This is a genomic window from Ureibacillus chungkukjangi (genome assembly GCF_044795995.1).
Classification (GTDB): domain Bacteria; phylum Bacillota; class Bacilli; order Bacillales_A; family Planococcaceae; genus Ureibacillus; species Ureibacillus chungkukjangi.
The window spans coordinates 91,159-103,817 of the sequence record NZ_CP085010.1 but is presented as its reverse complement, the minus strand read 5'-3'; the positions used below and the strand labels follow the sequence as shown (position 1 = coordinate 103,817).

The 12,659-nt window shown below is 33.3% G+C and carries 12 protein-coding genes; 1 reads left to right on the top strand and 11 read right to left on the bottom strand.

What is annotated here, in order from left to right; translation table 11 throughout:
* Window positions 1-23 precede the first annotated feature (23 nt).
* The 10 genes from LG296_RS20060 to LG296_RS20015 form a co-directional block, all read right to left on the bottom strand.
* Window positions 24-917: a hypothetical protein gene (locus LG296_RS20060; protein WP_107937479.1), complete on the bottom strand. Its 894-nt coding sequence runs from the start codon at window positions 915-917 to the stop codon at window positions 24-26.
* Window positions 918-944: 27 nt separating this feature from the next.
* Window positions 945-1,268: a PrgI family mobile element protein gene (locus tag LG296_RS20055; protein ID WP_107937481.1), complete on the bottom strand. Its 324-nt coding sequence runs from the start codon at window positions 1,266-1,268 to the stop codon at window positions 945-947.
* 105 nt (window positions 1,269-1,373) lie between these two features.
* Window positions 1,374-1,790, bottom strand: coding sequence for a hypothetical protein (locus LG296_RS20050; RefSeq protein WP_107937483.1), 417 nt, complete (start codon window positions 1,788-1,790; stop codon window positions 1,374-1,376).
* 643 nt (window positions 1,791-2,433) lie between these two features.
* On the bottom strand, window positions 2,434-2,796 hold the full coding sequence (locus LG296_RS20045) for a TniQ family protein (protein WP_107937485.1): 363 nt from the start codon (window positions 2,794-2,796) through the stop codon (window positions 2,434-2,436).
* 147 nt (window positions 2,797-2,943) lie between these two features.
* Entirely contained in the window at window positions 2,944-4,539 is a 1,596-nt protein-coding gene (tnpC, locus tag LG296_RS20040) for an IS66 family transposase (protein WP_107937487.1), read from the bottom strand.
* Between the two features lie 47 nt (window positions 4,540-4,586).
* A complete protein-coding gene (tnpB, locus tag LG296_RS20035) occupies window positions 4,587-4,943 on the bottom strand; it encodes an IS66 family insertion sequence element accessory protein TnpB (protein WP_251402975.1) in 357 nt (118 codons plus the stop codon).
* Window positions 4,933-5,259, bottom strand: coding sequence for an IS66 family insertion sequence element accessory protein TnpA (gene tnpA, locus LG296_RS20030; protein ID WP_107937489.1), 327 nt, complete (start codon window positions 5,257-5,259; stop codon window positions 4,933-4,935). The genes tnpB and tnpA overlap by 11 nt, the downstream gene beginning before the upstream one ends.
* A gap of 420 nt (window positions 5,260-5,679) precedes the next feature.
* Window positions 5,680-7,590: an N-acetylmuramoyl-L-alanine amidase gene (locus LG296_RS20025; RefSeq protein WP_248283802.1), complete on the bottom strand. Its 1,911-nt coding sequence runs from the start codon at window positions 7,588-7,590 to the stop codon at window positions 5,680-5,682.
* A 194-nt stretch (window positions 7,591-7,784) separates the two neighbouring features.
* Window positions 7,785-8,306, bottom strand: a complete 522-nt coding sequence (locus tag LG296_RS20020; protein ID WP_202973781.1) for a VanZ family protein — start codon at window positions 8,304-8,306, stop codon at window positions 7,785-7,787.
* A gap of 213 nt (window positions 8,307-8,519) precedes the next feature.
* Window positions 8,520-8,729 (bottom strand): hypothetical protein, encoded by a 210-nt coding sequence (locus LG296_RS20015; protein ID WP_107937491.1) that lies wholly within the window; start codon window positions 8,727-8,729, stop codon window positions 8,520-8,522.
* Between the two features lie 191 nt (window positions 8,730-8,920).
* Between LG296_RS20015 and LG296_RS20010 the strand changes: the two genes are divergently transcribed.
* Entirely contained in the window at window positions 8,921-9,298 is a 378-nt protein-coding gene (locus LG296_RS20010) for a metalloregulator ArsR/SmtB family transcription factor (protein WP_248283803.1), read from the top strand.
* 933 nt (window positions 9,299-10,231) lie between these two features.
* On the opposite strand, the gene LG296_RS20005 is transcribed toward LG296_RS20010, so the two are convergent.
* The gene (locus tag LG296_RS20005; RefSeq protein WP_107937493.1) at window positions 10,232-12,658 is read right to left on the bottom strand and encodes a heavy metal translocating P-type ATPase; all 2,427 of its coding nucleotides are present in this window, start codon (window positions 12,656-12,658) and stop codon (window positions 10,232-10,234) included.
* Window position 12,659 lies beyond the last annotated feature (1 nt).

Below are 12,659 nucleotides of genomic sequence, written 5' to 3'. Positions count from 1 at the left end.
TAACTTTCGTTTGTACTTCTGCTTTAGCTGATTGATTCTTCTTGAGCACGCTCTATCTCTCCTTTCACTAATGCAATATGTGAAGGTTCTTGATCTGCCGTTACATACAATGCTAATTGTTCTTGTCTCTCAATATCCCGATAACGGTTTTTCATCGCTTTTCTTCTATTAAAGGCATAGTATAAAACTTCCGTTATCCCATCTGTCGTTAATAAATGTACGAGCATTTCGCCACTTCTTAACTGTTGACGAGCTGCTTGAACACGACGGTGTAATTCATTAAATGCCTTATCGACAATACGTTCATCCAAGTCTTCATCATCATCAACTTTTAAGTCTTTTACATCTACTTTGTAATCAAATAGTATGTATCGTTTTGTCTCATAACGTGGTTGAGCTGTTTGCCATGCTTTTAATTCGCGGATTAAGTTTTCTCCAAACTCACGTGCTTCAAAATTCAAATCATCGACATCACTCATTGTTTTTTGAATTTCTTCGATTGGTTCTGTCAAATCAACAAAACGATTTTGTAAGTAAATTCGGATTGGATAATTAATTGAAGCAACCCATGTTTCAAAAGACGCATCGACTATTTCTTGTTCCTCTGGATCACGTAAGAAGTAGTTCACAGGTTCAACTTCCGCAAACATAGTGAATTCATTGTTACCATGTCTTAACATGTGAGACTCAATTCCTACCACATTTGGAAATAACTCTTTGAAAGGAGCGGCCTCTTTTTCTTCTAGTGGGCTTTCCTCTACTTCTTTTTTATTTTTCTTCAGTTTCTTGTCTTTATTTACTCTTACATCATTTGAAACTTTCTTTTCCTTCCATGGAAGGATAGGCTCTTTCAACATAATTTTCATAAACACGTACATGGCTAAGACAATAACTAGCAGTACAAAAATATCCTTCAAGTTCTAATTCACCACACCTTTTTCAAATTAATCTCCTTTTCGCCATAAGCCATATTGAGTTTTTCGCTGAAATTTTATCATTAAAAATTGATCTCTAAACATGTTGTACTTCTCGACCTTAAAAAAAGCGAAATAGACAACAACGGCAGCAACTGGCATAGCAAGGACCATACATATAATTACTGTTGCGATAATTCCAAATATAGGATACAAAAACTTAAATGCAGGGATTATATAGGAATAAATAAGACCGCCACCAATTGCCAAATAGATGCCTTGTCTAGTTGAAACAATACCCATTATATTTTTTTGCTCACTACTCATATCAATAGGAACTTTTGCTCGTCTCATAGACTTCCCCCTTTCCTACTATTAAAAAAACACCCTCTACTTTGATAAATAGAAGGTGTTCTGACACACTTCAAGAGAAAACCTCTTAAATTAATTAATACTATTCTAGTTCCCTAGATTAACAGCCCAACCAGCTATGTCGTAACTCTTGTAAATTACAAATAGACCAATAGCCGCAACGCAAAGAGCAGCAATACCACCGCTACGTTTTTGAGGGTTTGAATTACTACCAGCCAACATCATTCCGCCAATAACAATCCAAAGGATTCCCCAGAATCCACCGACTGCCATAACTAAGTAAACAACTTGTTGTAGGCTGTCAAATAAACTATCTGTTCCCGAACCATCTATATCTACACTTTTAATTCCTGCTCCCTTCTGTAATGCAGATGCAGGATCCACTGCTGCAAATGCAGAAGTATGTACTAAACAGCTAGTCGCCGCTACCGTAGTTGTTGCAGTAGCCAATTTTGTTTTAAAATTCCCTCGTTTTTTTGGTTGTAATACCTCATTTGCTTCCAAAAAATACACCTCCTTAAAATTTGGGGGAAAATAAAAAATACCCCACTTTGCACACGAATTAATAAACGCATCCTTGATGCGCTTCGTGTATAAAGTGGGGTATTCCCATCAAAATATTAAATTTGAATGCTATTGAAATTACTAAATCAATAATAAACCATATTCTTACTACTAGGCAATACTTTTTTAACCACTCCTTCGCCAATACTAGTAAACTTTAAAAAAAGAACCGTATGAATGAGTTTATTCTCTATTCATACAGTTGTAATTGAAAAATAAAGTTTTAAACTAAAATGATTGAAAATCCACGTTTAAAGAAAAAAACAGATAATAAAGTTACAAACCATTTTTCCAATTTATACCTATCCATTTTTCTGAAAAGAAGTAATAAAGTTTTGTAAGAAAATGTAAAAATATGCAAATGAGTCACAATTTCTGGTTGTGATGTTTAACGTTTTCTATTATATACCCCAATAATTCTTTACCACCATCATTTTTCCTTATAAACATTATTTATTTACTATATATTCAATATCTGTAGCCAGATTTAGAAAAGCATCCATTACTTCTTTTTCATATTCTCCCTTATTTTGTTTTATGTCTTTTTTAGTTGGAAGAACAAATATTATATCTCTAATATTTGTTAAGTGTTAATTGAATAATAATCTAGCAAGACCTGATGTATAGTACAAATATAGACACCCGGTATCTGATGAAGTCTATTCCAATAGCCCTCGCCATTGATTTCTAATTGTTCTCTTAAACATTCTGAGCAATAATATAAACTTTCTTTTACTTTTACATCATTAATTTTACTTCCGAATAAGTTATGTATTTTATAATTTTTGGATTCTAAATCGTCTTTCCACTTAGGTCTAAAAGCTTTAATAACTGGAATATTTGTGTGATAATCAAAAAAATATTTTTTGTTATACATTGGGGAGAAAATTTTTATTTCTTTTACTAAATATTCTAATCCGATGGGAAATTCAAAACTAGTTTTCATGACCTTTCCTGTTAGTTCTTTTAACGTTTCATTTCCGTACCTATTACTAGAATATGTATGATACCTTGCTAAGATACTCTAGAATAATTCATTTGTAAGCGTCAAATAATGCCCACCTAGTTTGTCAGGTGGGCATTATTATATTCTTTACTTAACTTTAGCAGTGATGCGACATTCCTCTGGAATAGTCTTTGACCATGGAAGGAGCTGGTCAAGCGCTTCCTGATCATCAAGGTCAATTTGGGGTAATTGTTCAAAGAGATACGTTAAGTAGTTTAATGGATTCAATTGATTCTCTTTGGCTGTTTCGACAATACTGTAGATGGTTGCACTGGAAGTTGCCCCTTTCATTGATTGGGCAAAGAGCCATGCTTTTCTCCCCATTACGAAGGGTTTAATTGAACGTTCTGCTCTGTTATTATCGAGTTCAAGATGTCCGTCTTTCATAAAGGCAATTAGTTTTGGCCATTGGTTTAAACTATAATTAATCGCGTCACCTAATTTACTTTTAGGTGGAACTTGAGGTCGTTTGGATTTTAACCATATCAAATAAGCATCCAACACGGGTTGACTGCGTTTTTGACGTTGTTCTTTTCTTTGTTCTGAGCTGCAATTTCCAAACTCCTCTTCAATCTGTTTTTCAATTTTAAATAATTGCGTACAGAATTGAAGACCTTCTGCTGCGAGTGTCGTAGATTTATCTACATTGGCAGGTAACGATTTGAGCGTTTCGTCATATTTTCTTCGAGCATGCGCCCAACAACCAACCAGCTCCACATCTTTCAAATCATGGTATCCCGCATAGCCATCGACATGAAGATATCCTGAAAATCCCTTAAGAAATGTCTTCGGATGTTTACTGTGGCGTGAAGTTTTATAGTCATATAAGACAATCGGTGAAACTTCGCGACCAGATCGATACAACCACATATAGGATTTGGACTCTGCAGCTTTTCCGGGTTCCGCTAGAACTTGTACCGTCGTTTCGTCCGCATGCAAAATGTCGAGCTCTAGTAAAAGCTCATGTAATCGGTTATACAGAGGCGAGAGCCAATTTGTTGCGCCGTAAATTACCCAGTTGGAGATGGTCTGACGTGAGAGAAAAACCCCCAGTCGTTCAAATTGTTTTTCAATTCGGTATAAGGGCATGCCTTCTACATATTTTTGATTCATAATATATGCCATTGAAGAAGGTGAAGCGAGACTTTTTGGAAAGACTGCCGCAGGCATTTTAGCTGTGACAATCGGAGTTTCGATTCCTTCAAGTTCACATTGACGGCAGCTGTATATATGTTGAACATGCTCAACGACAGTCACTTGAGCCGGAACGATTTTTAATTCGCGTCTTGTTTCCGTACTCATTTCATGAACCGTTTCACCGCAACACAAACAAACCTGCGCTTCATCGGGTAAACGATAATGGATCGTTTCCGTAGGCAAGTTCTCAAGCTTCGCGTCTCGTTGTCCGATATACTTTTTTCGTTGGTAAGTAATCGATTCAAGCGTAGGTTCTTCGACCTTTTCATCTACTGATAGTTCAGCTTCATTAAAAAGAAGTAGTTCGAGTTGATTTGGATTCGTTTTTTCACTGGAAGTCCCAAATTTCTTTTGTTGGCTAAGTCGGAATTGCTCTTCCAACCATTTAATTTTTGCCTCGAGAACTTCTTTTTGTTTTTCTAAATCCGCATTTTTCGTTTCAAGCTCTTCAATTGTTTCTTGTAGTTGAGTCGAATTTTTTTCCATGAGAATATAGTACCACAAAGAGAGAAGTCTGGGGTTACCAACTCTCTCTAAATGATATATTTTGCATCGATTTTTGGATGGGCTTGTTTTTGTTCCATCGGAATACCATCAAGTAGCCAATTTAATTGCCTATGGCTAATTTTTAGCGGACCTGCCGTCTGTTGATCAGGCCAATGGAACAGGCCTTCATCCAAACGGCGGTAATACAACCAAAACCCATTGTGATCCCAGTGCAGGATTTTTAATTTATCCCGTTTTCGATTGCAGAAAACAAAAAGATTTGATGAAAAAGGATCTAGTTGAAAACTCAACTGAACAATTGCAGCTAATCCATCAACCGACTTGCGTAAATCCGTTGGACCGCAAGCTAAGTAAACCTGATCAATCGGGGCTTTATTTAACATGATGTTGTAGGATTTCAATCACCTCTTGAAAAAGCGTGCGATTAAAATCGTCTTGAATCTCAATAGACACATTGCCTATATGGATGCGGAGTGAAGAGTTTGAACCGGAGTGCGAGCTAGATTGACTTAGTTCCATCCATTGTGTTGCAGGTTGCACATCGATACTTGATTCTGAATGAAGTCTTTTCATCCATTGATACATACTTTGAAGACCGACTTGATTTTTGTGACACCAGGCTTTTACATTAGGTTCACCACTTACTTTGTAGGCATCGATCCGTTGTTGCCATAGTTGTCTTCGTTCCTCTGGGGACATAAAAAAATAAAACCTCCTAACATTTGATGTTATTGTGATTATCACAAAACATCGGAGATGTTAGAAGGTGTGGTTTATTTGACGCTTACATTCATTTTTATATGGTTTTGGAAAATAACCTTTCACTCGTTTAACTCCTTCTGATGAAATCGATCTAACGTAATTACTAAAAAGGAATTTTTGAAAGCATTTCACGTGGTCCTAAATCTATTTGAATTATAGATTCTTAATAAAAAGAAAATATTTCTATTGTAAGAATGTTTAATACTCTATTATATTCTCATTAGTTTTTGCAATATCGCATATTAATCCTTCTTACAATACATAATGAGCATACGCTCATTTTCCTTCTAATAAAAACTGAACTAATAAAGAAATGATAGTTCAGTTTTTAGAGATTTATTAAATTGTAGTAATAAACTATTTGTTATTTCTATAATACTCTTCTATTCCATTATAAATAGAAGTTGCAAATAGATTAACATAATTGTTTGTTGTCATTTTTGATCGGTCTTCACTATTTGTAATAAAGCCAAGTTCTACTAAAACTGAAGGCATTGTCGTATTTTTGATTACATAGTACGGATAATTTTCAATACCTCGATCTCGCATACCCAAATTGGCCACAATTTCATCATTGATTGCTGAGGCTAAATTTATATCCTCTTTATCATCTTCACTAGTCCTAACATAGTAATACGTTTCTGTGCCTTTTGCTGAACTACTTGATGCAGAGTTAACGTGAATACTTATGAATACTTCGCCATTATTAGATTCCGCAAAGTTTACACGCTCCTCTAAAGAAGGATATGTATCACCTGTTCGAGTCATATAAACTTTTGCACCAGCAACTTCTAATTTTTGTTTAACTAAAGTTGCAATATTCAATGTTATATTTTTTTCATAAACCTTACCATTTATTGCTCCTGGATCACTACCTCCATGACCTGGGTCCAAAATAATGATACGGCTTTTCAATTCATTATTGTTTGATTGGTTTAAAGTCTTTATATAAGATTTGCTTACATAACCTGTGACTCCATTATATGTAATTTTAGCCCATTCACCTGAAACACTGTTAACAGTGACAATAGTATCTAATGATAATTTACCAATCACTTTATAAGATGTTCCAGCTCCACTACGAATATTTAAGCTAGATGTTATCACGCTTGCAAGTATATCTGATGGATCTGTTTGATTTAGGATCTTTACATATGATTTACTCACATAACCTGTGATTCCGTTATAAGTAATGTTTACCCAATGGCCAGTTATACTATTTACAACTACTTTAGTGTTTAATGATAATTTACCAATTACTTTAAATGTTGTCCCTGCTCCACTGCGAATGTTTAAGCTAGAGGTTGTCACAAGGGCATGAACATTTGAAGTAATTGTTTCCTTGTTATCATTAACATTTGTTGACGAATTATTTGTTGATTCTTTTGATCCACTATTTGTTGTATGCTTTACATATTTAGTCGAAACATAACCATATTTCCCCCTATAAGCTACTTTTATCCAACCATTAGTAATTCCAAATGAATCAAGTTTATCTGCCTTATTTACTTGACCAATTATGTTTTTATTTGTTGAAGTTGATGCTGTTGAACGAATATTTAAATCATCAACCGTAACTTCAACTTGTCCCTCCACATCATTTAATTTTGCTGATGGTGCAGTTGGAAAATCTAAACGATACGTTGAACTTTTTGCTCTAGCTATATATAAAGCAAAATCGGATCTTACAACACTTTTATCCGGTCTAAAATAATTGTTATTACCTTGTGTAATCCCGTTAAAGTAAACAGCATTAATATACTTAAAGGAATCTGATTGTGATGTAATATCTAAAAAAGGTGAAGAGTATGTAGAAGTTTTTTCGATATTAATTTTAAACGCTTTAGATATTAAGTAACTCATTTCCTCATTAGTTAGTGGTTCATTCGGTCGGAATTTGCCATTCGGTATGGTTGGAAAAAATCCAAGCGAAAGAGCTTTTTCTATATAGCCCGATTGCCATGTTCCTACTTTCACATCGCTAAAGGAGGAAGTTGAAACGGTAATAGGTAAATTTCCGGTAGCCATGACAACCATGTTAGCCGCCTGCGCTCTTGTAACTACGTTCCCAGGTTTATAGAGCCTTTTTCCATTCTCTTTATAACCATTTACAACTCCTATTTTCACTAAATAATTTATCTCATCATAAGCCTTATGATTTGAAGGTATATCAGAGAAAATTTGACTTGCGTCTACTTCCCTTACAAAAAAAATTGACATTGACATGACAAAAATAAAAAGAGTAGATATTAACTTCTTTAGTGACAATGTCTAATCCTCCTTTATCTCTTGAATAATAATAGAAATTTATTTACCTCTTATACTAAAAATAAACTATTAATTAATAAATAACTAGTATAGATTCATTTAATAGCGCGTAATATATTATTATTTTCCATAGAAAAAAGATGTGGATTGCTCCTTACGAGAAACCACATCTTTAGTTGATTGTTGATTTATTTTTAATGTGAGGGATTAATATCTTTGAAAACAGTAGGTTTTAATACAATATATACCAGATAACCAATTAAACCACCCGAGGTATTTGTTATCAAATCTGTTACATCAAAAATTCTTGGGCTTACCCCATTCCCCCAAACACTCAGTAACTGTGAAAGCTCAATAAATAAACTAAAGAAAAATGTAATAAAAACAGTCATAAATAAACCTTTTTTCTTAATGATTGGATATAAAAACCCAAAGGGAACCATCATAATTATATTTAATAATACCTCTCTTATGGCTCCATCATAATGTAACCTGACATCTCTAAAAGGAATCAAATTAGCTGTTTCCATAAATAAGTTATTTGTACTATTAAACGAAATAGTAAATGGCATTAGTGTAAAAAATAAGACCAGAACAAAATAAACATACATGGATGTTTTGATCATCAATAATATTTTTGATGCTTTATTCCATTTTCTATAAAAGAAAAATAAATATATGATTACTAACAAAATAAAATTAATAAAATAATCCAATTTTATTTCTCCTATTAATTTGAATATTTAGGATGAAATTAACTATTATTATTTTGGATCCAAATTTGGGATTATCACAAACAAATCAATCATACTCCATATAATAATAATTGTTAATAAAATACCTAACCAGAACCATTTTGACTTTACCATGTTCAACTCACCCTTACTATAAATTAAGATGTAGGATTAAAATCCATCTCGATAGATTTTTTAATATGGCCCACTATCTGCACGACTTTTTTCATCGTCACTTGGAAATAAAAAATATGAAATAACCCCAGAAAAGAAGGTAGCTCCTGAGATTATTAATACTTTATGTAATATTGGAATTGAATTGTATTCTTTATAAATCATATAATTTGCAGTAATCGCAACAATCACTATAACAGGAACAACAAATTTAAATCTTTTTTTCTCCATTTCATTTTCCCTTTCTATTCATATTACCGGGAATTTATTTTAGTAGCGATAATATTAAACAATAAAAAAATTAAATAAACACACTATACAAATAGGTGATTCTGGCAATTAATCAAAACGCGTATAAACATTTTTTGACTTATGTACAACTTTCTTATTACAATCGAGTTAGGATAAATGAGGTGAAAAGATTGACTGACGATAATAATAAAGTATCAAGAGATGTGTGTGAAACAACTTGTATACATGAAGATGTTGTAAAACGCGTTCAACCCCTTCTAGAAGAAATGAATGATGCCGAATTACTTTTCAAAGCATTATCAGATTCTACACGGTTGAAAATTACTTATGCCTTAACACTTGAGAAAGAGCTATGTGTTTGCGATGTTGCAACAATTATTGGAAGTACTACTGCAACAGCGTCTCATCATTTAAGGTATTTACGCAACATGGGATTAGCGAAATATCGAAAAGAAGGTAAATTGGTATATTACTCAGTTGTGGATGAGCATGTTAGACAGTTAGTTAGTCTAGCACTTGATCATTCAAAAGAGGGTTGGAATAAATAGATATAAGGTATCATTAAATAACTAAATCTTATATATAGCACATTTTACTTCATAGAAATGTGTACTTCGATTAAGAAACTAATTTGTTCAATAATTTGTTCAATTAGTTTCTTTTTGCTTTTTAAAACTAGATAGAACTACAGATATCCCCTTATGTACTTTAAAAAATTACTCCAACTACTCATTCTCAATGATCTCCACATATCCATTTAATTGGGAGTTCTAACAATTAAGAATTAATTTCCTTCACTTTACGCTGCCCTTACTCTTTAAAACATTATAGAAGATAAATATGCAGAAAATGTGGAGAAATCTATGTTATACATAAATTTTGTGTCACTTCATTCATATTTATTCCAAAATAAAATCATCCAAAGTCTCTCAATTTGATTACAAATCCAATAAAAACATTTCTTCTGCATAATTTCTTCATAATTTTATTGTATTGTTTTGAAGGAACTAAGTACATTTTGCATTGTTATAAGAGATATTAATGTTGTAGCTTGGGGTTAAATTAGTATATTTGTTCCTTCTTTTAACTATTTCAAATGTACTTCATAAAATCTAAAATGGAAGGCGAGTGATATTGTGCTTTATATAATTGAAATTGCTATAGTGTTAATACTTTGTACAGTTGTATTCTTAATTTTCAAGAAATTAAATAAAAAACAAATTGAGAAAGCAAACGAGATAGAAGCTCAAATTGTACGCAAACGTCAAGAATTAAGGAAGTAAAACTATTATGTGAGAATTAACTTTATCAATATATGACCAATCATTATCATTAAGATATTTACACTACTTTAAAAATTCCATACTATGAATGGATTCAACTTAATGTATCCAATTAAAAATCATCTCAGCTCTAATAGAATACTACAGAGGTGAGATGATTTTAGTTAAACTATTCAATTTAACCCTAATTTTAAAAATCTATTCCTTTACACGTAAAAGTCTCATACTATTTAATGAAACTAATAATGTTGCCCCCATATCGGAAGCTATTGCTATCCAAAGCGTTAACCAGCCTGGAACTACCAATAGTAGGGCTATCAATTTAATACCCAAGGCAAATATAATATTTGTTTTAATAATCGTTAATGCACTACGGCTTAATTTAATAGTAAATGGTAGTTTTGTTAAATCATCGCCCATTAACGCCACATCCGCAGTTTCTAATGCAGTATCTGTACCTGCGCCACCCATTGCGATACCTACTGTGGAAGCTGCCAAGGCAGGGGCATCATTGACACCATCTCCAACCATTGCAACATTTCTATACTCGGATCTTAACTGTTTAATGTAATCTAATTTATCTTGTGGCATTAATTCTGCTTGAATGTCAGATACACCTACAAAAGTACCAATTGCATTCGCAGTTGCTTTATTATCACCTGTTAGCATTATAGTCTTTTTAATACCCATTTGATTTAGTTTTTTAATAACTTCTTCACTCGACTCTCGAACTTCATCCGCAACAGCAATAACAGCCAAGATTTCTTTTTCTGTTCCAACCAACATCGCTGTTTTACCTTCTTTTTGAAGATCAGACACGTGTTGTTCAACAATTGAACTTATACTATTCAGGGATATTTCATTAAATAATTTAGGACTTCCAATATAATAAGTAATTCCATTTATTATCCCTTTAATTCCTTTACCCGTTATAGAAGTAAAATCTTCTACTGCAATATTAGTATAAGAAATACCAGATTCCTCTGCCTTTTTGATAATCGCAGACGCAAGAGGATGTCCTGAACGATATTCTAATGCAGTAATTATTTTTAATATTTCTTTTTCATCGTATTCATTATTAAACACTTTAAAATTAGTCACAGCTGGAACACCTTTTGTTAAGGTACCTGTCTTATCAAATGCTATCGCCTTTAATGAGCCCATTTCTTCTAAGTAGATACCGCCTTTAATAAGAACACCTTTTTTAGCTGCATTTCCAATAGCAGATACAATCGAAATAGGTGTAGAGATTACTAATGCACAAGGACAACCAACCACAAGTACAGATAGTCCTTGATATATCCAAGTTTCCCAACTTCCATCAAAGGATAAAGGTGGAACGATTGCAACTAATGCTGCAATCACCATAATGATTGGTGTATAGTATTTGGCAAATTTATCAACAAATGCTTGAGAAGGAGCTCTTTCTGCTTGTGCTTCTTCAACAAGTTCAATAATTTTCGAAATCGTAGTATCTTCTACATATTTTGTAATCCTTACTTCTAGAAGCCCTTCTTCATTAAGCGTTCCTGCAAATACTTCATCATCCACTGTTTTAGCAACAGGTACTGATTCTCCTGTAATAGCTGCTTGATTAACTGCAGAGTTCCCATTAACGACTAAACCATCCATTGCAATTTTTTGTCCAGGTTTAACAATCATAATATCCCCGATTTTGACATCATCTACATGAATCAACTTCTCTTCTCCGTTGCGTCTTACAAGTGCTTCTTTTGGAGCTATATCCATCAATGAACGAATAGATTGTCGTGCCTTATCCATTGAGTAACGTTCTAGTGCTTCACTGATTGCAAATAGAATGACAACAATTGCACCCTCAGCCCATTCTCCAATAATAGCAGCTCCGATAATAGCTACCGTCATCAATGTCTTCATATCAAAATCAAAACGGAGTAAGTTTTGTAATCCCACTTTAAATAGTGAGTAACCTCCAATAATAATGGCCGCTAAGAATAATAGCGTGGTAATAAAATTCTCTTCACCATTCACAAACGTGGATAGATAACCAATAACAATTAATAGTACTGAGAATAATAATGTCTCATGCTTTTTATAAAATGGAATCTTTTTTTCTATTTTAGTTTTTTGGTGATCGTTGTTCATTTGTTTTTCTTCTTTAGTGGGTTTATCAGGGAAAACTTTAAGGTTTTCGAAAGCGCCAGCCTTTTCAAGATCCTCTATTGATGTTTGGCCAATAATACTGATTTTAGAAGCACCAAAATTAACTTTTGCATCTTGTACGCCCGTAAGCTCTTTTACATTTCTCTCAAACTTTCCTGCACAGTTTGCACATGAAAATCCTTCTACACGATAGACGCTTTTCTCTTCTATTTTCGATTGCACTTCTGTTTGTTGAAGAGTTGTTACTCGCTTTGGTTTTTCAGGGGTAACTTTTAAATTTTCAAACGCTCCAGCTTTTTCCAATTCCTCAACAGTTGCTTCACCAACAACACTGATTTTGGATGCACCGAAGTTTACTTTTGCATCTTGTACCCCTGGGAGCTCCTTCACATTTCTTTCAAACTTGCCTGCACAGTTTGCACATGAAAATCCTTCAACTCTGAAAACTTTTTTATCTTCTGTATTTTTCGTTGCTTCATTCAAC

Excerpts from the sequence above, each read along its gene's own strand:
- LG296_RS20055 (WP_107937481.1), bottom strand. The coding sequence starts at position 1,268 with ATGAGACGAGCAAAAGTTCCTATTGATATGAGTAGTGAGCAAAAAAAT.
- LG296_RS20045 (WP_107937485.1), bottom strand. The coding sequence starts at position 2,796 with ATGAAAACTAGTTTTGAATTTCCCATCGGATTAGAATATTTAGTAAAA.
- tnpC (WP_107937487.1), bottom strand. The coding sequence starts at position 4,539 with ATGGAAAAAAATTCGACTCAACTACAAGAAACAATTGAAGAGCTTGAA.
- tnpB (WP_251402975.1), bottom strand. The coding sequence starts at position 4,943 with ATGTTAAATAAAGCCCCGATTGATCAGGTTTACTTAGCTTGCGGTCCA.
- tnpA (WP_107937489.1), bottom strand. The coding sequence starts at position 5,259 with ATGTCCCCAGAGGAACGAAGACAACTATGGCAACAACGGATCGATGCC.
- LG296_RS20015 (WP_107937491.1), bottom strand. The coding sequence starts at position 8,729 with ATGGAGAAAAAAAGATTTAAATTTGTTGTTCCTGTTATAGTGATTGTT.